Here is a 19,140-nt window from a genome sequence, read left to right on the forward strand (position 1 = left end):
ACGTGCAGGGTCCGTTCGTGTCCCCGCCGCACGAACCGCGTCGGTGCTCAGGCGGCGGGCAGGCACTTGGCCAGGACGCGCTTCCGGCGGACGCCGTCGGGCAGCAGGTCGCCCGGCTCGCCGGTGTCGGTGAAGCCGTGGCACTCGTAGCGGGCGCGCGCCGCGGCGTTGTCCGGCATCACGGACAGCCGCCAGGGCCTTGCACGGTCAGCCGGCCGACGGGAGGCCGCGGCCGAGCAGCAGGGCGACATCGAGGGCGGCCACGGCGATCGCCACCAGGAACGGGCCCCGGCCGGGCACGGCCGGGGCCAGCAGGGCCGCCCCCGCGGCCAGGGAGAGCACGAGGGCGTCGAGCGGGCCGAGGGGCCGCCCCGGGCCGAGCACCAGCACCGCCGTGGCCGCCGCCATGCAGGCCGAGGCGCAGGCCGCCGACGCCCGCGGGCCGAGCCGCTGGGGCAGACCGAGGACGCCCGCGGCACGGTCGGCGGCGATGTCCGGCAGCACATTGGCGAAGTGCGCGCCGCAGCCCAGCAGTGCGGCCGCGGCCGTCACCCACCACGGCGGAAGCGGGGCCCCGGGCGGCGCAGTGGCGAAGGCGGGCAGCAGCCCGAACGCCAGCGCATAGGGCAGCCAGGAGAACAGGGTGCCCTTCAGCCGCAGGTTGTACGCCCAGCCCGCGGCGACACCGGCGAGGTGGGCCGCACCGGCCCGGGGCCCGCAGGCGAGCGAGAGCGGGACGGCTGCGGCGAGGGCCACGGCGGCGGCCGTGCCGACCGTCCGCGGGGCGAGGGTGCCGCGGGCGAGCGGCTTGTCGGACCGGCCTGCGGCGGTGTCCCTGGCGAGGTCGATCCGGTCGTTGGACCAGCCGATGGAGAGCTGGCCCGCGGCCACCGCGGCCCCGGTCAGCAGGACGGCTCCGGCCGGTCGGCCCGCGGCGGCGGCCAGGGCGGCGCCGAACAGGGTGACGGCCGCGGCCGGTGCCGGGTGGCAGGCGGCGAGCAGCCGGACCGGTCGGCGGAACCACCGCCCGGCCGCGGCACCGACCGCCCCACTGGACATGCCGTCAGGCTACGGCCCGTCACGGCGGGAGCGCCAGAACGGCGCACGGGGAGGTCCCGCCGGACGGGGCGGACGGAGGGCTGCACCGGTGCCGGGCCGTGCCACGCCCGGGAACACCCGTTTCGCCGTATTGGCCGGCCCTGTCCCTATCCTGAGCCGATGACCCGAATCGTGGCGGTGAGCGGGGTACTGCCGGCGCACCGGTACCGGCAGGAGGAGATCGCCGAGGCGCTGGCGGCGCTCTGCCTGCCGCCGGGGACGGACCGGACGGTGCTGCGGCGCCTGCACGCCGGCGCCGGGGTGACGACCCGCCACCTGGCGCTGCCGCTGGAGCGGTACGCGGACATCGACGGCTTCGGGCAGGCGAACGACGCCTTCATCGCGGCCGCCCTGGACCTCGGCGAGCGGGCCGTACGGGCCGCGCTCGCCGAGTCGGGGCTGGCCGCGGAGGAGATCGACCTGGTGGTGTCGACCTCGGTCACCGGCATCGCGGCGCCCTCGCTGGAGGCGCGGCTGGCCGGGCCGCTCGGGCTGCGTCCGGACGTCCGCCGGCTGCCGGTCTTCGGGCTGGGCTGTGCGGCGGGCGCGGCGGGCCTCGCCCGGGTCCACGACCACCTGGCCGGCCGGCCCGATCAGGCGGCGCTGCTGCTCTCCACCGAACTGTGCTCGCTCACCCTGCAGCGCTCGGACGCCTCCACCGCCAATCTGGTGGCCTCCGCTCTGTTCGGGGACGGCGCGGGCGCGCTGCTCGCGGTCGGCCCCGGGCATCCGCGGTACGGCACCTCGCGCGGGCCGGAGGTGGTGGCGACCCGAAGCCGGCTGTACCCGGGCACCGGGCACCTGCTGGGCTGGGACATCGGCGACCGCGGATTCCGGATCGTGCTCGGCGGCGAACTGCCGGAACTGGCCGGGCTGCACGTCGCCGAGGAGGTCGCGGCGTTCCTCGCCGAGCACGACCTGAAGCCCACCGACGTCACCGCCTGGATCTGCCACCCGGGCGGCCCCAAGGTGCTCGACGCGCTCCAGGACGGGCTCGGCCTGCCGGAGTCGGCGCTCGCGCCGAGCCGCCGCTCGCTGGCGCGCTCGGGCAACCTGTCGTCCGCGTCGGTGCTGCACATCCTGCGCGACGTCGTGGCCCAGGGGCCGCCGCCGCCCGGGTCGACCGGCCTGGTGCTGGCGCTCGGTCCGGGGTTCTGCTCCGAACTCGTCCTGCTCCGCTGGTGATCGAGGACCCGATGCCCTGGTACACCCTGCTCGTCCTGCTGGTGGCCGCCGAACGGCTGGCCGAACTGGCCGTCGCCCGCCGCAATGCCGCATGGAGCCTGGCCCGCGGCGGCACCGAGCACGGCCGCGGCCACTACCCGCCGATGGTGCTGCTGCACAAGGCGCTGCTGGTCGGCTGCCTGCTCGAACCCGTCCTCGCCGACCGGCCGTTCACGCCGGCGCTCGGGGTGCCGATGCTGCTGGTGGTGGTCGCGGCGCAGGGGCTGCGCTGGTGGTGCATCGCCTCGCTCGGGCCGCGCTGGAACACCCGGGTGATCGTGGTGCCCGGCCTGCCGCTGGTCACCCGCGGCCCCTACCGGTGGCTGAGGCACCCCAACTACCTGGCGGTGATGGCGGAGGGCGCGGCGCTGCCGCTGGTGCACTCGGCGTGGGTGACGGCCTCCGCCTTCACCGTGCTGAACCTGTGGCTGCTCGGTGCGCGGATCCGCTGCGAGGAGGCGGCGCTGGGCGGGGCGGCGCCGGCGCCCGCGCAGTGATCGACCTGCTGGTGGTCGGCGGCGGGCCGGCCGGGCTGGCCACGGCGGTGCACGGCGCGCTCGCCGGGCTGGAGGTCGTGGTGGCCGAGCCGCGCCCCACCCCGGTCGACAAGGCCTGCGGCGAGGGGCTGATGCCGGCCGCCGTCCGCGCGCTGGCGCAGCTGGGCGTGGAGCCGCCGGGCCGGGCCTTCCACGGCATCCGCTACCTGGAGGCCGACGGCGGCCGCAGCGCCGAGGCGCGCTTCCGGGCCGGCCACGGCCTCGGTGTGCGGCGTACCGCCCTGCACGCGGCGCTGGTCGCCCGCGCCGCCGAACTCGGCGTCCGCATCGCGCCGTTGCGGGTGGAGGGGGTGGAGATCGGGGTCCGGTCGGTGGCTGCGGCCGGGCTGACGGCCCGCCATCTGGTGGCCGCGGACGGGCTGCACTCCCCCGTACGCCGGGCCCTGGGCCTGCACCGGCCGGGCCCGTCCGGGCGGCCTGCCCGGTACGGGCTGCGCCGGCACTATCCGGTCGCGCCGTGGTCCGAGGCGGTGGAGGTGCACTGGTCGGCGCGGGCCGAGGCGTACGTGACGCCGATCGGGCCGGAACTGGTCGGGGTGGCGCTGCTCACCTCGGACCGCGCGCCGTTCGACGAGCAGCTGGCGCGCTTCCCGCTGCTGGCGGCGCGGCTGCCGGCGGGGGCCGGTACGGCGGTCCGCGGGGCCGGTCCGCTGCACCAGCGGGCCCGGGCGCGGGTGGCGGGGCGGGCGCTGCTGGTCGGTGACGCCGCGGGCTATCTGGACGCGCTCACCGGCGAGGGCCTGTCGGTGGCGCTGGCCTGCGCGGGCGAACTGGTGCGGTGCGTCCGGGCAGGCCGGCCGGAGGCGTACGAGCAGGCGTGGCGGCGGGCCTCGCGCAGCTACCGGCTGCTGACCGGGGCGCTGCTGTGGGCGCGGCAGCGGCCGGTGCTGGCGCCGCGGATCGTGCCGCTGGCGGCGCGGCTGCCGCGGGTGTTCGAGGCCGGGGTGAACCTGTTGGCCTGACCGCGTCCGGGCATGCGGCTGGTCGCCCGGGCGGCGGGTGGTCCGCACCGCCCCCGGGCGCCCCTCAAGGGGACGACGCCGCCCCCGCCCCGGGCCAGGCGCAGGCCCGGGGGCACAGGAGCGCAGGCCCGGCACAGGGGGCGCAGGACCGGGCGGCCCCTGTCCGGGGCGTACGGGCAACCGGTAGGGGCGCCGGGGGTTGCCCCTGGATGACCCGTGAACGGGTCCGCGTGAGAATGCCGGGAGGGGACGACCGGCCCGGCCCGGGAGGACACCATGGCGCAGCACCGTCCGAGCTGCCCGCACTGCGGGCAGGGCACCGACTGGCGGACCGTCCTCGACGAGGAGGAGCTGCGCGGCATCGACCGCCGCCGCCGGCGGGGCCTCGGGGTGCTGGTGGTGTGCTGTGCCGCGCTGCTGCCGTGGATCGCGTACCTGGCGGCGACGCTGCCCGCGCACTACGTGGCGGAGCAGTGGCGGGTGGCCTGGGTCGGCTTCGACCTGGTCCTACTGGTGTCGCTCGCGGCGACCGCCTGGTTCGGCTGGCGGCGGCGCCGGCTGATGGTGCCGTGGGCGCTGGCCGCGGGCGTGCTGCTGATCTGCGACGCCTGGTTCGACGTGATGCTGTCCTGGGGGCGGGAGGGCATGTGGGCCAGCCTCGGGGCCGCACTGCTGGTGGAGCTGCCGCTGGCGGCGGCGCTGCTGCTGCGGGTGCGGCGGATCCTGCAGCTCATGCTGCGGCACTACTGGCTGCTCGCCGAGCTGCCGGGCGAGCCGCCGCCGCTGTACCGGGCGCCGCTGTTCACCGATCCGCTGCCGGACCCGCCGCGGCACCGGCCGGTCTGACGCGCGACCGGAGGGGCTGCGGACTGTGGGCCGGTCGGGCGATCCCGCTGCGCGGACGACCCGCTCGGGTGCGCATGGGGTGACACTGGGGGTATGGCAGCGTCACCGGAGCGGAACGACGGGGACATCTTCACCCCGCCCGTCGTGGTGCGCCCGCCCACCCACGGGGCCCACCCGTACCGCCGGGTCGAGATCTACGGCCGGCTGGTCGGCAAGGCGTACCGCGAGGAGGACGTGGCGGAGTTCATCCGCCATGCCGGAGTCGCGGAGCCCGACCTCGACGACCCCGATCTGGTGGGCTGGCGCGGCGGCGACCGTACGGTGTGGGCCGCGGACGGCCCGGCGGACTGAGCCCGGGTCCGGCGCGGTGGCGGCGCCCCGCGCACCGGCACGCCACTCGGCCGGAGGCGGCCATCCAGGGCAATCGGACCACTCCAACCGCCGAGGGACGGGCCGCTCGGGTGGCCGGGCGGGCGGTGGCGGGCGCTAGTGGTAGCAGACCGCTCACGCCCGGTGAAGGAGTCCGCGATGCCCAAGGTCCGTCCGGCCGCCCTTTTTGCCTCCGTCCTGCTCGCCGCCGTCTGCCTCGGCTGCGCCCCGGGCGACCCGACACCGGCGCCGCTGCCGGGCCGGCCCGCGCAGCAGGAGTCGGAGCCGGCGGCCCCGGCGCCGAGTGCGGAGGCCGAGCCGACCGAGCGGCTGATGCCGGGCACCCGGGTGTCGCTGGGCGAGGACGCCGGGCTCGGACCGATCCTGGTGGACGCCCAGGGCCGCACCCTCTACCTGTTCGCCGGCGACACCTCCACGCAGTCGACCTGCTACGAGGAGTGCGCGGCGCAGTGGCCGCCGCTCACCACCAAGGGCGTCCCGGTGGCGGGCACCGGGGTGGACGACGGCCTGCTCGGCGTCGGCAAGCGCACCGACGGGACGGAGCAGGTGCTCTACAAGGGGCACCCGCTGTACTACTTCGCCGAGGACACCGAGCCGGGACAGGTCGGCGGGCAGTTGTTCGACCGGTGGTTCACGGTGAACGCGCTCGGCGACAAGGTGCTGGGCGGCTGAGGCCCGTACGGAGCCCGGGTCGGCAGCGCCCGAACCGCGCTGAATGGTGGTCTGCACCATTTCCGGGCACTGCATAGCCTTCCACAACAGACCCTGGAAATCTCCACCGGCCCGCCTCATCATTATGCACTACCGCGGAGTTCGATACTCCTCCGGGAATTCCTCAAGAAAAGCTCAAATCTTGAAACCTCCCGACGACCTGCACATTCGTCAACTCTTGTACCCCGCAAGGAATTTGACGAATACTCATGATCATTTCCGTTCGATGGAGATAACTTTTCGGAATCATGGGGTTCTGTTCGGCAAATCGATCCGCCTAGCCTTGGGCAACTCTCAACCCCTGCCATTCATCCGAGAGGTCAATCCCACCCATGGCTTCTGTCGACCAGCTCGCCCCGTCCTCCGCCCCGCCGTCAGGCACAGGCAGTCGCTCCCTGCGGCGCGAGGTCGGACTGATCGGCCTCCTCTGGGCCTCCGTCGGCTCGATCATCGGCTCCGGCTGGCTCTACGGCGCCAAGAACGCCGTCATGGTCGCCGGCCCGGCGGCGCTCATCTCCTGGGGCATCGGCGCGGTCGCCATCGTCCTGCTCGCCTTCGTCCACGCCGAGCTCGGCGGACTCTTCCCGGTTGCCGGCGGCACCGCGCGCTACCCGCACTACGCCTTCGGCGGCCTGGCCGGCATGTCGTTCGGCTGGTTCTCCTGGCTGCAGGCCGCGACGGTCGCCCCGATCGAGGTCGAGGCCATGATCGGGTACGCCGGCCACTGGGAGTTCGCCAAGGGCTTCCTCAACGACAACGGCACCCTCACCCCCAGCGGCTTCGCGGTCGCGGTCCTGCTGATGGGCGTCTTCGTCGCGGTGAACTTCCTCGGCGTCCGCGTGCTGGCCCACACCAACTCCGCGGCGACCTGGTTCAAGATCTTCATCCCGCTGCTCACGATCTTCGTGCTCGCGGTGACCAACTTCCACGGCGGCAACTTCACCTCGCACGGCTTCGCGCCGTTCGGCCTGAAGGGCGTGCTCGCCGCGATCAGCACCAGCGGCATCATCTTCGCCCTGCTCGGCTTCGAGCAGGCCATCCAGCTGGCCGGCGAGAGCAAGAACCCCAAGCGCGACATCCCCCGCGCGGTGCTCGGCTCGGTCGCCATCGGCACCACGATCTACGTCCTGCTGCAGGTCGTCTTCATCGCCGCACTGCCCGCCGGCGCCTTCGCCAAGGGCTGGGAGAACCTCGACTTCCCCGGCATCTCCGGCCCGTTCGCCGGCCTCGCCACCCTGGTCGGCCTCGGCTGGCTCGCCTGGGTGCTGTACTTCGACGCGATCGTCTCCCCCGGCGGCACCGGCCTGATCTACACCACCTCCACCTCGCGCATCTCCTACGGCCTGAGCAAGAACGGCTACGCGCCGCAGCTCTTCGAGAAGGTCGACAAGCGCGGCGTGCCGTGGTTCGGCCTGACCATCTCCTTCGTCACCGGCGTCATCTGCTTCCTGCCCTTCCCGAGCTGGCAGGAGCTGGTCGGCTTCATCACCTCCGCCTCGGTGCTGATGTACGCCGGCGCCCCGCTCGCCTTCGGCGCCCTGCGCCGCCGCCTGCCGGACCGCGAGCGCTCCTACCGCCTGCCGTTCGGCGAGGTCGTCGCGCCGCTGTCCTTCGTGGTCGCCACCCTGATCATCTACTGGACCGGCTGGCACACCCTGGCCCGCCTGGGCATCGCGATCCTCATCGGCTACCTGCTGCTCGGCAGCTACGCCGCGTACGCCACCCGCAAGGGCCTGCCGAACGCGCCCCGGCTCGACTGGCGCCCGGCGCAGTGGCTGCCGGCCTACCTGATCGGCCTCGGCCTGATCTCCTGGCAGGGCGGCTTCGGCGACGGCGTCGGCCGCATCCCGATGTGGTGGGACATGGCCCTGGTCGCGGCCTTCGCGCTGGGCATCTACGCCTGGGCGATCCGCGTCGCGCTGCCCGCCGACGCCATCGAGCAGAACATCGAGGACGTCGAGGTCGTCGACGAGGGCGGCCACTGACCGCTCGACCCCCCAGCAGGAGCCCGGCCGCCCCACAGCGGCCGGGCTCCCCGGTTTCGGGGGCACGCGGGCGACCGCCCGGGGGCGCCGGGGGCACCTGCAGGACGGTGCGGGCCGTTGACAAGGGGAAGGCGCGGGGACGAAGCTAAGCAAGCGCTTAGTCAGCGTTCCGTCCACACCGTCCTTCCCGAGGCGAGGCCCATGAGCGACACCCCCGAGACTCCTCCCGGTCTCGACCTGGACCGGCTGCGCGAGCGGCTCGACGCCGACCTGCCGGGCACCGTCACCGGACCGCTGCGCGCGCGGCTGTTCGAGGGCGGCAAGTCCAACCTGACCTATCTGCTGGAGGACGGCACCGGGCGGTGGGTGCTGCGCCGCCCGCCGCTGGGGCACGTCCTCGCCACCGCGCACGACATGACCCGCGAGTACACCGTGCTGGCCGGCCTGCACCCGACGCGGGTGCCGGTGCCGGAGCCGCTGCTGCTGGTCGAGGACGCCGAGGTGATCGGCGCGCCGTTCTACCTCATGGAGTACGTCGAGGGCACACCGCACCGGGACGCCGCGGCCCTCGCCGCACTGGGCCCCGACCGCGTCCACGCGCTCGGCCTGCACCTGGTCGACACCCTGGTCGACCTGCACGCCGTCGAGCCGGAGGCGGTCGGACTCGGCGCCTTCGGCCGCCCCGAGGGCTTCCTGGAGCGGCAGCTGCGCCGCTGGGGCAAGCAGCTGGACGCCTCGCGGAGCCGCGAGGTGGCCGGCATCGACGACCTGCACGAGCAGCTCGCCCGCACCCTACCCGCCTCCCCCGCCCCCGCGCTGGTGCACGGCGACTACCGGCTGGACAACGTCCTGGTCGGCCCGGACGACCGCATCCGGGCGGTGCTCGACTGGGAGATGTCCACCCTCGGCGACCCGCTCACCGACCTCGGCCTGCTGGTGATGTACACCGAACTCGCCCGCCGCTTCGACGGCGTGCTGCCCGGTGCGGCGCTCGCCGAGGGCTTCCCGGAGACCGCCGAACTCGTCGCCCGCTACGCGGCCGGCTCCGGCCGGGACGTCTCCGCGCTCGGCTGGTACACCGGCTTCGCCTCGTTCAAGCTCGCGGTGGTGCTGGAGGGCATCCACTACCGCTTCACCCAGGGCGGCACGGTCGGCGCCGGCTTCGACCGCGTCGGCGAACTCGTCCCGCTGTTCGTGCAGTTCGGCCTCACCGCACTCAAGGAGCGCTGACCCGTGGACTTCTCCTTCGACACCCGCACCGAGGAGCTCCGCTCCCGACTGCTCGACTTCATGGACGAGCACGTGTACCCGGCCGAGCCGGTGCTCGCGGCCCAACTCGCCGACCCGGCCCGCGAACCGTGGACCATCCCGGCGGTCGTCGGCGACCTCCGGGCGGTCGCCAGGGAACGTGGTCTGTGGAACCTCTTCCTTCCCGGCGAGTCCGGCGCCGGCCTCACCAACCTCCAGTACGCGCCGCTCGCCGAGATCACCGGCCGGTCCGTGCTGCTCGCCCCCGCCGCGCTCAACTGCGCCGCCCCGGACACCGGCAACATGGAGGTCCTCGACCAGTTCGGCAGCGAGGAGCAGCGCAAGCAGTGGCTGGAGCCGCTGCTCGCCGGCGAGATCCGCTCCGCCTTCGCCATGACCGAGCCCGACGTCGCCTCCTCCGACGCCTCCAACATCACCACCCGGATCGAGCGGGACGGCGACGAGTACGTCGTCAACGGCCGCAAGTGGTACATCACCGGCGCGATGAACCCCAACTGCCGGATCTTCATCGTGATGGGCAAGACCGACCCCACCGCCGCCAAGCACCGGCAGCAGTCGATGATCCTGGTGCCCCGCGACACCCCGGGCGTCACCGTGAAGCGCGGCATGACCGTCTTCGGCTACGAGGACCAGGACCACGGCGGCCACGCCGAGGTGGTCTTCGAGAACGCCCGCGTGCCGGCCGCCAACCTGATCGGCGAGGAGGGCTCGGGCTTCGCCATCGCCCAGGCCCGGCTCGGCCCCGGCCGCATCCACCACTGCATGCGGGCCATCGGCATCGCCGAGCGGGCCCTGGAGCTGATGTGCCGTCGGGCCCTCGACCGGGTGGCGTTCGGGCGGCCGCTCGCCGACCAGGGCGTGGTGCAGGACTGGATCGCCGAGTCGCGGGTGCGGATCGAGCAGGCCAGGCTGCTGGTGCTCAAGACCGCCTGGCTGATGGACACCGTCGGCAACCGCGGTGCGCACACCGAGATCCAGGCCATCAAGATCATCGTCCCGCAGACCGTCGAGTGGGTCCTCGACAAGGCCGTCCAGGCGCACGGCGCCGCCGGCGTCAGCCAGGACACCCCGCTCGCCCAGCTCTGGGCCGGCAACCGCACCCTGCGGCTCGCCGACGGCCCCGACGAGGTGCACCGCCGCTCGCTCGCCCGCCGCGAACTGGCGCGCCACCAGAAGAAGGAGGGCTGAGATGGCCATCGGCGCACAGGAAATCCAGGGCCGCGTCGCGGCACTGCTCGCCACGCACGACCCCGCCACCACCGACCGGCTCGACTTCCTGCGGGCCCGCTTCGACGCCGGCCTCGCCTGGGTGCACTTCCCCGAGGGGCTCGGCGGCCTCGGCGCGCCACGGCCCCTGCAGGCCGTCGTGGACGCCGAGCTGGCCGCCGCCGGGGCGCCCGGCAACGACCCGCGGAAGATCGGCATCGGCCTCGGCATGGCCGCCCCCACCATCCTCAAGTACGGCACCGAGGAGCAGAAGCAGCGCTTCCTGCGGCCGCTGTGGACGGGCGAGGAGGTGTGGTGCCAGCTCTTCTCCGAGCCCGGCGCCGGCTCCGACCTCGCCGCGCTCGGCACCCGGGCCGTCCTCGACGGCGACACCTGGACGGTCGACGGCCAGAAGGTGTGGACCTCCAGCGCGCACACCGCCCGCTGGGCCATCCTGATCGCCCGCACCGACCCGGACGTGCCCAAGCACCAGGGCATCACCTACTTCGTCTGCGACATGACCGACCCCGGCGTCGACGTCCGGCCGCTGCGGCAGATCACCGGCGAGGCCGAGTTCAACGAGGTCTTCCTCACCGGCGTCCGCATCCCCGACGCCCACCGGCTCGGCGCCGTCGGCGAGGGCTGGCAGGTCGCCCAGACCACCCTCAACAACGAGCGGGTCGCCATCGGCGGCCAGGCCGCCCCGCGCGAGGCCGGCATGGTCGGCGTCGTCGCCGAGACCTGGCGCGCCCGGCCGGACCTGCGCACCCACGACCTCCACCAGCGCCTCCTCAAGGGCTGGGTGGACGCCGAGGTCGCCCGGCTCACCGGCGAACGGCTGCGCCAGCAGCTCGCGCTCGGCCAGCCCGGCCCCGAGGGCGCCGCAATGAAGCTCGCCTTCGCCCGGCTCGCCCAGGAGTTGAGCGGCCTGGAGGTCGAACTCCTCGCCGAGGACGGCCTCGCGTACGACGACTGGACGATGGTCCGGCCCGACCACGTCGACTTCACCGGCCGCGAGGCCGGCTACCGCTACCTCCGCGCCAAGGGCAACTCCATCGAGGGCGGCACCTCGGAGATCCTGCGCAACATCATCGCCGAGCGCGTCCTCGGCCTGCCCGGCGAGCCGCGCGCCGACAAGAACGTGCCCTGGAAGGAGCTGCCGCGATGACCGACGCCACCGGCCCGGCCGACCTGCTGTACTCCGAGGTCGAGGAAGAACTGCGCAGCAGCGTAAGGGCGTTGCTCGACGATCACTGCCCGCCCGAGGCGATCCTCGCCCGCTGCGAGGGGTCGGCTCCGTACGACCCGGCGCTGTGGCGCAAGCTCGCCGCCGACCTCGGCACCGCCGGCCTCCAGGTGCCCGAGGCGCTCGGCGGGGCCGGCGCCTCGCTGCGCGAAACCGCGGTCGTCCTGGAGGAGTTGGGGCGCAGCGCGGCGCCCGTGCCGTTCCTCGGCAGTGCCGTGCTCGCGACGACCGCCCTGCTCGCCTGCGGCGCCGAGGAGCTGGTGTCGGCGCTCGCCGGCGGGGAGCGGACCGCCGCGCTCGCCGTACCGCTGTCCACCGCGCCCGGTGCGGGCTTCCCGGCGACCGTGCGGGTCGACGGCGCGGGCACCCTCAGCGGCCGGGTCACCTCGGTCGCCGACGCCCTCGTCGCGGACGTGCTGCTGGTGCCGGCCGTCGGGCCGGACGGGGCCGCCCTGTACGCGGTCGACGCGGCGGCGGCGGGACTGACCGTCGCCCGCCGGACGTCGCTGGACCTCACCCGCCCGCTGGCCGACCTCGCGCTGACCGGGGTGCCCGGGCGGCGGCTGGCCGCCGGTGCAGCGGCCGAGGCGGCCGTGCGGCAGGCGCTGCTGACGGGGGCCGGGCTGCTCGCCTCCGAGCAGCTGGGCCTTGCGGAGTGGTGCGTGGCCACCACGGTGGCGTACCTGAAGCAGCGGACGCAGTTCGCGCGGCCCGTGGGGTCGTTCCAGGCGCTGAAGCACCGGCTCGCGGACCTCTGGCTGGAGACGGTCGGGGCGCGGGCGGCCGCCCGGTACGCGGTGGACGTGCTGGCGCGGGACGATGCCGACGCGGAGATCGCCGTCGCGGTGGCGCAGGCCCACTGCGGGGTGGTGGCGGTGCGGGCGGCCGAGGAGTGCGTGCAGCTGCACGGCGGCATCGGGATGACCTGGGAGCACCCGGCGCACCTCTACCTCAAGCGCGCCAAGGCCGACCAGATCGCCCTCGGCACCCCGGGCGCCCACCGGTCCGCCCTGGCCCGCCTGGTGGACCTCCCGGCCCCGATCGCCGGCTGAGACGAACCCCGAGGGGCGCCCCCACGCGCCCCTCGGGTTCACCCTGCTGGAACGGCGGAGCGCAAAAAGGGCGCGGGGAACGGCGCGCAGTGGGAGGGCACACACAGTGCCCTCCCACTCCGCGCCGTTCCCCGCGCTCCTTCAGTGGTTCTACGGGTGGACGGTCAGGCGGCCGATGGAGGTGCCGTCGGCGACCTTCTGGACGGCGGCGGCGGCCTGGTCGAAGGGGAGGCGTGCGCCGATGAGGGGTTTGACGATGCCCTTGGCGGCGAGGGCGGTGAGTTCGGTGTGGCAGTCGCGGACGGCCTGCGGGTCGTACGTGTTGTACAGGCCCCAGTGCAGGCCGAGGATGGCGTAGTTCTTGACGAGGGCGTGGTTGAGACCGGGGGCGGGGATGCTGCCGCCGGCGAAGCCGACGACGAGGATGCGGCCCTCGAAGGCGATGCACTTGGTGGAACCGGTGTAGGCGTCGCCGCCGACCGGGTCGAAGACGACGTCGGCGCCGCGGCCGCCGGTGGCCTCCTTGACGGCGGTGACGAAGTCCTCACGGTGGCGGTCGATCACCAGGTCGGCGCCGAGCGCCTGTGCGGCGGCGGCCTTCTCGGGCCCGCCGACGACGCCGATGACGCGGGCGCCGGCGGCCTTGCCGAGCTGGACGGCGGCACTGCCGACGCCTCCGGCGGCGGCGTGCACGAGGAGGGTCTCGCCGGCCTGGAGGCGGGCGCGGCGGTGCAGGCCGAACCAGGCGGTCTGGTAGCCGATGTGGAGGGCGGCGGCCTCGGCGTCGTCCAGGGCGGGCGGGGCGGTGAAGGCCGCGGCCGGGTCCATCAGGGCGTACTCGGCGAAGGCGCCGTCGGGCAGCAGCGGGGTGCCGATGACGCGTTCGCCGGCGCGGTCGCCCTCGACGATCTCGCCGCAGAGTTCGACGCCGGGGGTGAAGGGCAGCGGCGGACGGATCTGGTAGTGGCCGCGGCACATCAGGGCGTCGGGGAAGTTGACGGCGGCGGCGAGCACCTTGACGAGGAGCCGGCCGTCGGCGGGTACGGGCCGTTCGGTGTCGGTCAGCCGCATGACCTCGGCGGGTTCGCCGAGTTCGGTGATCTGCCAGGCTTTCATGCGGTGGTGCCCTCCATCTTCTCGATGGCCTGCTGGAGGTGGTTCATGCCGCCGATCCAGCGGTCGGGGGTGGTGGCGCGGGCCGCGTAGTAGTCGGCGACCTCGGGGTGGGGCAGGATCAGGAAGCGCTCCTCGGCGATCGCCTTGAGCGTGGCCTCCGCCGCCTCCGCGGGTTCGATGGCGTTGGGGGTGAGCAGGACCTGGCCCGCGGCGCCGGTGCCGCTGAGCATGTCGGTGCGGACGCCCTGCGGGCACAGCGCGTGCACCTTGAGGCCGCGGTGCCGGTAGGTGGCGGCGAGCCATTCGGCGAAGGCGAGCGCGCCGTGCTTGGACACCGCGTACGGGGCGGAGCCGAGCATGGTGAGCAGGCCGGCGGCGGAGACGGTGGCGAGGAAGCGGCCTTCGCCGCGCTCCAGCCACTCGGGGAGGAGCTGTTCGGCGGCGCGGACGTGGGACATCACGTTGACGTCCCAGGCGCGGGCCCAGACCTCGGGGCCGGCGTCGGCGCCGCCGACGGGGGCGATGCCGGCGTTGGCGCAGTAGACGTCGATCTGCCCGAGGGCGCTGCGGGCGGCGGCGATCAGGGCGGCGACGCCTTCGGCGGAGGCGGCGTCGCCGGGGGCGGGGATGCCGCCGATCCGGGCGGCGACCGCTTCGGCGGCCTCGGCGTCGAGGTCGTTGACGACCACGCGGGCGCCGGCGGCCGCGAAGGCGGCGGCGAGGGCTTCGCCGATGCCGCGGCCGGCGCCGGTGACGACGACGCCCTGCCCGGCGAGGCCGGTCACAGCCCGCCGCCCAGGGTCACGCCGCCGTCGACGACGAGGGTCTGGCCGGTGATCCAGGCGGAGTCCTGGGAGAGCAGGAAGGCGACGGCGCCGGCGACGTCCTCGGGCAGGCCGAGGCGGCCGAGCGGGTAGGCGCGGACGACCTTCTCCTCGCGGCCCTCGAAGAGGGCTTCGGCGAACTTGGTCTTCACGACGGCGGGGGCGACCGCGTTGACCCGGATGTTCGGGCCGAGTTCGGCGGCGAGCTCCATGGTGAGGCGGATGACGGCGGCCTTGCTGACGCCGTACATGCCGATGTTGGCGGAGGCGCGGATGCCGGCGATGGAGGCGACGTTGACGACCGAGCCGCCGTTCTCGCCCATCCAGGCCGCGTGGGCGCGGCGGGTCCAGGCGAGCGGGGCGAGGACGTTGACGGCGAAGATCTTGGCGGCGACCGCGGGGTCGGTGTCGAGGACCGGGCCGTAGGCGGGGTTGATGCCGGTGTTGTTGACCAGCATGTCGAGCCGGCCGAAGGCCTCCATGGTGCGGGCGACGGCCTCCTCCTGGTGGGCGGGGTCGTCGGCCTTGCCGGCCACGGCTATCGCGCACTCGGGGCCGCCGAGGTCGCGGACGGCCTCTTCGAGCGGCTCCGGGTTGCGGGCGGTGATGCAGACCTTGGCGCCGCGCTGGACGAGCTCGCGTGCGATGCCGAGGCCGATGCCCCGGCTGGCGCCGGTGACCAGGGCCACCTGGCCCTTGAAGGAGGGTGTCATCGCCGAACCTTTCGCCGTAATCTTTCGACAGGGTGGTGACTAAGCGCTTGCTTAGCATGTTGGCGACGGCCCACACTGTCAACAGCCGGGCGCACTCCGGCCTTGATCCGTCTGCGAGGATTGACGCCATGACCGACCAAGCAACCGCCGACCTGTGGCCCGGGGAGCGCACCGAGACCGCCCGGCGGCTGCTGCTCGCAGCCGTGGAGTCCTTCGCCAACCGCGGTTACCACGCCACCACGACCCGGGACATCGCCACGGCCGCCGGGATGAGCCCCGCCGCGCTCTACATCCACTATCCGTCCAAGGCGGCCCTGCTGTCCGAGATCAGCCGGACGGGCCACCGGTCGACCCTCGCCCTGGTCGAGGACGCCGAGGCGTCCAGCGGCGAGCCGGTCGAGCAGATGCGGCACCTGGTCGAGGAGTTCACCGCCTGGCACGCGCGCGGCCACACGGTCGGCCGGATCGTCAACAACGAGCTGCACGCCCTGCCGGAGGACGCCTTCGCCGAGGTCGCCGAGCTGCGCATCCGGATCGAGGACACCGTCCGCCGGATCATCGAGAAGGGCGTCGCCCGCGGCGAGTTCGAGGTGCCGGACGCCCGGACGGCCGCCCGCGCCGTCACCTCGCTCGGCATCGACGTCGCCCGCTGGTACACCGACCGCTCCACCGAGTCGCCCGAGGAGCTCGGCCGCCGGTACAGCGTGCTGGTGCTGCGCATGCTGGGCGCGGAGGCCGGCTGACCCGCGGCCCACCCCGACCCCTCTGGCGGAATCCGAAGATTAGGCTAGGCTTACCTAATCTGATGAGGAGGGGCGATGTCCGACGCCGTGCCGAGTGGTGCAGAACGAATCCGTACGCTGCTGGAGTGCGCCTCCTCGGTGGTCCTGGACGTGCCGGGGACCGACCTGGTCGAGCGCCCCGGGCTCCCGCCCTTCGTCGACTGCGCGGTGCTCCCGGACGGGGCCGTCGCCGTCCTCGTCGGGGAGACCTCGCCACTGCACCGGATCGCCGTCCTCGCCCGCGGGGAAGGCCCGGTGAACGCCGAGCTGGACGCCGTGGACGTGGCACCGGTCGCGCTGCCGTACCGCATCCGCGGCCGCGCCGCCGTCCAGGGCCCGCTCACCGTGCTCTCGCAGGCCACACCGGCCCGCATCGAGGCGCTCTTCCCGCACCGTCGCGCCGAGGGCCGGGTGCTGCTCTGCCTGGTACCCGAGCACCTCGCGGTGGAAGACCTGTGGGGCAGCGAGTGCTGCGTCGACCCGGCCGCCTTCGCCGCTGCCGCGCCCGACCCGGTCGCCCGCGAGGAGACCCTGCTGCTCCAGCACCTGGCCGCGTCCCACGCCGACCAGGTGCACGCGCTCGGCCTGCGCGCCGCCGGGCAGCGCTGCGCACCGGACGCCGACACGATCCGCGAGGTGCGGCCGGTCGCCCTGGACCGCTTCGGCCTGCGGCTGCGGCTGCTCGGCGAGGACGGCCGGATGCTCGACGCCCGCTTCGAGTTCCGCCGCCCCGTGCGGTGCGCCGAGGAGCTCCCCGAGGCCGTGCGGAGGCTCTTCGCACACGCCACCGCCGACCGCTGAGCAGGCCGGCCGGGTCAGCTCTCCTGCAGGGTGTGGCCCGGGCCGATCACCGAGAAGTGCCCGCCCTCGGTGTCCCGCAGGCGGGCCGTCCGGCCGTACGGCCCGTCCTCGGCGGGCGCCGCGACACTGCCGCCGAGCTCGACCGCCCGGCGGACGGCCTCGTCGGTGTCGGCGACGGAGAAGAACACCTCCCAGTGCGGGACGCCGCCGAGGGCCGCCCGCAGCGCCGCCACACTGCGGCCCTCCGAACGCAGCACCACCCGCTCGTGCTCGTAGCGGACCTCGAAGTGGTCGATGTCGCGGGAGTCCCAGCGGAACACCTCGCCGTAGAACAGCGCCGCGGCGAACGGGTCCGGGCTGCGCAGTTCGATCCAGACCGGGGCCCCCGGCTCGCTCATCCAGGTCTCGAAGCCGGGCTCGCCCTCCCAGATCCCGAAGGCCGCTCCCTGCGGGTCGGCGGCCAGCGCCACCCGCCCGGCGTCGAAGGAGAGCGGGCCGACCGCCAGCGTGCCGCCGCGCTCCCGGACGCGCTCGCCGGCCCGGTCGGCGCTCTCGATGCCGAAGTACGTCGTCCACGCCACCGGCGGCTGCCAGTCCCCGGCCATCACCCCGATGCCGGCCACCTCCACACCGTCGACCACCGCCCACACGTAGTCGCCCCAGCGGTCCGGCCCGGGCTCGAAGGCCCAGCCGAGCAGTGGGCCGTAGAAGGCCTGGGCGACGCCGAGGTCCCGGGCCATCAGGCTGACCCAGCACGGCACCGCCGGCACGCACCGCACCCTGGCCTTCTGCTCACCCATGCGGGCGTCTCCTTCCGGTTCGTGGCCCTGCTCAGCCTAGGACGTGTCGGACCGTTCGCGTCGGATCAGCGCGCGCATCCCGGGCGCACCGCCCCGGTACGACCGCGGGAGGGGCGCGCGCCGGGGTGTCGGCGGCGCCGATCGGCCTTCGGGAAGGCATGCTCCGGTGTGGCGGGCCCGGTCGGCGGGCGGCGGAGTCGAGCAAGGGAGCGAGCATGGAGCCGTACGTCATCGTCGGTGCGAGCCTGGCCGGGGCGAAGGCCGCCGAGGCACTGCGCGCGGAGGGCCACACCGGCCCGATCGAGCTGATCGGCGAGGAGCCCGACCTGCCGTACGAGCGGCCGCCGCTCTCCAAGGGCTATCTGCAGGGGAAGACGCCGCGCGCCGAGTTCGAGGTCCACCCGGCGGACTGGTACGCCGCCAACGACGTGACGCTGCGTCTGGGAACGGCGGTGACCGCGATCGACCCGGACGGGCACACGGTGACCCTCGCCGACGGCGGCCGGGTGGGCTTCGCCAAGCTGCTGCTGGCCACCGGGGCCTCGCCGCGTCCGCTGCCCGTCCCGGGCGGCGACCGGCCGGAGGTGCTGAAGCTGCGCCGGGTCGGCGACAGCGAGCGGATCAGGGCGCAGTTCACCCCGGGCGCGCGGATCGTCATCGTCGGGGCCGGTTGGATCGGCCTGGAGACTGCGGCGGCCGCCCGGCTCGCCGGCGCGCAGGTGACGGTGCTGGAGGTCGCCGAACTGCCGCTGCTGCGGGTGCTGGGCCGCGAGGTCGCACAGGTCTTCGCGGATCTGCACCGGGCGCACGGCGTGGACCTGCGCTTCGGCGTGAAGGTGGCGGCGGTGGAGGACGGCGGGGTGCGGCTGGCCGACGGCACCCTGGTGCCCGCGGACACGGTCGTCGTCGGCGTCGGCATCACCCCCAACACCCGGCTCGCCGAGGCCGCCGGGCTGACGGTGGAGAACGGCGTCCGCACCGACGAGCACCTGCGCACCTCGCACCCGGACGTCTTCGCCGCCGGCGACGTCGCCAACGCCTTCCACCCGCTGTTCGGGAAGCCGATCCGGGTCGAGCACTGGGCGAACGCGCTCAACCAGCCCGCCACGGCGGCGAAGTCGATGCTCGGTCAGGACGCGGTGTACCACCGGGTGCCGTACTTCTTCACCGACCAGTACGACCTGGGCATGGAGTACACCGGCTACGCGGAGCCCGAGGGGTACGACGAGGTGGTGTTCCGCGGGGACGTCCCGGGGCGGGAGTTCATCGCGTTCTGGATGTCGGGCGGGCGGGTGCTCGCCGGTATGAACGTGAACGTGTGGGACGTCGTCGACCCGATCCGCGACCTGGTCCGCTCGGGCCGACCGGTGGACACGGCCCGGCTGGCCGACACCGGCGTCCCGCTGGCGGAGCTCGCGGGCTGACGGGGCGTTCCGGTGCCGGACCGAGCTGTCGGTGGCATGGCCTAGATGGTTGATTCCAAGGTCAGTGGTCGTAGGCGGTGAGTGACCGCAGTGTTGGCTGGCCGGTCTTGTGGTTGTGCCAGATCGCTGCGGTG

At 74.4% G+C, this 19,140-nt stretch carries 20 protein-coding genes; 14 read left to right on the forward strand and 6 right to left on the reverse strand.

Annotated elements, in window-relative coordinates; all coding sequences use genetic code 11:
• Positions 1–47: 47 nt before the first annotated feature.
• Both AB0M03_RS33815 and AB0M03_RS33820 read right to left on the reverse strand, forming a co-directional pair.
• A complete protein-coding gene (locus AB0M03_RS33815) occupies positions 48–179 on the reverse strand; it encodes a hypothetical protein (RefSeq protein ID WP_363498937.1) in 132 nt (43 codons plus the stop codon).
• Between the two features lie 28 nt (positions 180–207).
• Positions 208–1,059, reverse strand: a complete 852-nt coding sequence (locus tag AB0M03_RS33820) for a UbiA family prenyltransferase (protein ID WP_363498940.1) — start codon at positions 1,057–1,059, stop codon at positions 208–210.
• A 159-nt stretch (positions 1,060–1,218) separates the two neighbouring features.
• Here AB0M03_RS33820 and AB0M03_RS33825 point away from each other — a divergent pair, with 159 nt between their 5' ends.
• The 11 genes from AB0M03_RS33825 (at position 1,219) to AB0M03_RS33875 (ending at position 12,546) form a co-directional block, all read left to right on the forward strand.
• Positions 1,219–2,283: a 3-oxoacyl-[acyl-carrier-protein] synthase III C-terminal domain-containing protein gene (locus tag AB0M03_RS33825; RefSeq protein WP_363498943.1), complete on the forward strand. Its 1,065-nt coding sequence runs from the start codon at positions 1,219–1,221 to the stop codon at positions 2,281–2,283.
• Between the two features lie 11 nt (positions 2,284–2,294).
• Positions 2,295–2,819 carry an isoprenylcysteine carboxyl methyltransferase family protein gene (locus AB0M03_RS33830; protein WP_363498991.1) on the forward strand — a complete coding sequence of 175 codons (525 nt, stop codon included), beginning with the start codon at positions 2,295–2,297 and terminating at the stop codon, positions 2,817–2,819.
• A complete protein-coding gene (locus AB0M03_RS33835; RefSeq protein ID WP_363498945.1) occupies positions 2,816–3,841 on the forward strand; it encodes an NAD(P)/FAD-dependent oxidoreductase in 1,026 nt (341 codons plus the stop codon). The genes AB0M03_RS33830 and AB0M03_RS33835 overlap by 4 nt, the downstream gene beginning before the upstream one ends.
• 276 nt (positions 3,842–4,117) lie before the next feature.
• Positions 4,118–4,687, forward strand: coding sequence for a hypothetical protein (locus AB0M03_RS33840; RefSeq protein ID WP_363498948.1), 570 nt, complete (start codon positions 4,118–4,120; stop codon positions 4,685–4,687).
• Between the two features lie 93 nt (positions 4,688–4,780).
• On the forward strand, positions 4,781–5,038 hold the full coding sequence (locus tag AB0M03_RS33845; RefSeq protein ID WP_363498951.1) for a hypothetical protein: 258 nt from the start codon (positions 4,781–4,783) through the stop codon (positions 5,036–5,038).
• Positions 5,039–5,215: 177 nt separating this feature from the next.
• Positions 5,216–5,749, forward strand: a complete 534-nt coding sequence (locus AB0M03_RS33850; RefSeq protein ID WP_363498953.1) for a hypothetical protein — start codon at positions 5,216–5,218, stop codon at positions 5,747–5,749.
• A gap of 371 nt (positions 5,750–6,120) precedes the next feature.
• On the forward strand, positions 6,121–7,773 hold the full coding sequence (locus AB0M03_RS33855) for an APC family permease (RefSeq protein WP_363498955.1): 1,653 nt from the start codon (positions 6,121–6,123) through the stop codon (positions 7,771–7,773).
• A gap of 201 nt (positions 7,774–7,974) precedes the next feature.
• Positions 7,975–9,003: a phosphotransferase family protein gene (locus AB0M03_RS33860; RefSeq protein ID WP_363498958.1), complete on the forward strand. Its 1,029-nt coding sequence runs from the start codon at positions 7,975–7,977 to the stop codon at positions 9,001–9,003.
• A gap of 3 nt (positions 9,004–9,006) precedes the next feature.
• The gene (locus tag AB0M03_RS33865) at positions 9,007–10,230 is read left to right on the forward strand and encodes an acyl-CoA dehydrogenase family protein (protein ID WP_363498961.1); all 1,224 of its coding nucleotides are present in this window, start codon (positions 9,007–9,009) and stop codon (positions 10,228–10,230) included.
• Position 10,231: 1 nt separating this feature from the next.
• Positions 10,232–11,416 (forward strand): acyl-CoA dehydrogenase family protein, encoded by a 1,185-nt coding sequence (locus AB0M03_RS33870; protein WP_363498964.1) that lies wholly within the window; start codon positions 10,232–10,234, stop codon positions 11,414–11,416.
• The gene (locus tag AB0M03_RS33875; RefSeq protein WP_363498967.1) at positions 11,413–12,546 is read left to right on the forward strand and encodes an acyl-CoA dehydrogenase family protein; all 1,134 of its coding nucleotides are present in this window, start codon (positions 11,413–11,415) and stop codon (positions 12,544–12,546) included. The genes AB0M03_RS33870 and AB0M03_RS33875 overlap by 4 nt, the downstream gene beginning before the upstream one ends.
• A gap of 150 nt (positions 12,547–12,696) precedes the next feature.
• On the opposite strand, the gene AB0M03_RS33880 is transcribed toward AB0M03_RS33875, so the two are convergent.
• The 3 genes from AB0M03_RS33880 to AB0M03_RS33890 are packed head-to-tail and all read right to left on the reverse strand — an operon-like array spanning position 12,697 to position 15,199.
• Positions 12,697–13,662: an NADPH:quinone oxidoreductase family protein gene (locus AB0M03_RS33880; protein WP_363498970.1), complete on the reverse strand. Its 966-nt coding sequence runs from the start codon at positions 13,660–13,662 to the stop codon at positions 12,697–12,699.
• Positions 13,659–14,447, reverse strand: a complete 789-nt coding sequence (locus AB0M03_RS33885) for an SDR family oxidoreductase (RefSeq protein WP_363498973.1) — start codon at positions 14,445–14,447, stop codon at positions 13,659–13,661. The genes AB0M03_RS33880 and AB0M03_RS33885 overlap by 4 nt, the downstream gene beginning before the upstream one ends.
• A complete protein-coding gene (locus AB0M03_RS33890) occupies positions 14,444–15,199 on the reverse strand; it encodes an SDR family oxidoreductase (RefSeq protein WP_363498976.1) in 756 nt (251 codons plus the stop codon). Before AB0M03_RS33890 ends, AB0M03_RS33885 begins: the two co-directional genes overlap by 4 nt.
• A 128-nt stretch (positions 15,200–15,327) precedes the next feature.
• On the opposite strand from AB0M03_RS33890, the gene AB0M03_RS33895 reads away from it, so the two are divergent.
• Complete coding sequence (locus AB0M03_RS33895) at positions 15,328–15,942, forward strand: TetR/AcrR family transcriptional regulator (RefSeq protein WP_363498979.1); 615 nt, start codon at positions 15,328–15,330, stop codon at positions 15,940–15,942.
• Positions 15,943–16,017: 75 nt separating this feature from the next.
• Positions 16,018–16,782: a DUF2470 domain-containing protein gene (locus tag AB0M03_RS33900; protein WP_363498982.1), complete on the forward strand. Its 765-nt coding sequence runs from the start codon at positions 16,018–16,020 to the stop codon at positions 16,780–16,782.
• Positions 16,783–16,796: 14 nt separating this feature from the next.
• Here AB0M03_RS33900 and AB0M03_RS33905 read toward each other — a convergent pair whose 3' ends face one another.
• Positions 16,797–17,582 carry a VOC family protein gene (locus AB0M03_RS33905; protein WP_363498985.1) on the reverse strand — a complete coding sequence of 262 codons (786 nt, stop codon included), beginning with the start codon at positions 17,580–17,582 and terminating at the stop codon, positions 16,797–16,799.
• 215 nt (positions 17,583–17,797) lie between these two features.
• Here AB0M03_RS33905 and AB0M03_RS33910 point away from each other — a divergent pair, with 215 nt between their 5' ends.
• Positions 17,798–19,006, forward strand: a complete 1,209-nt coding sequence (locus tag AB0M03_RS33910; protein WP_363498988.1) for an FAD-dependent oxidoreductase — start codon at positions 17,798–17,800, stop codon at positions 19,004–19,006.
• Positions 19,007–19,140 lie beyond the last annotated feature (134 nt).

Source organism: Kitasatospora sp. NPDC051914 (assembly GCF_040680995.1).
Lineage (GTDB): Bacteria > Actinomycetota > Actinomycetes > Streptomycetales > Streptomycetaceae > Kitasatospora.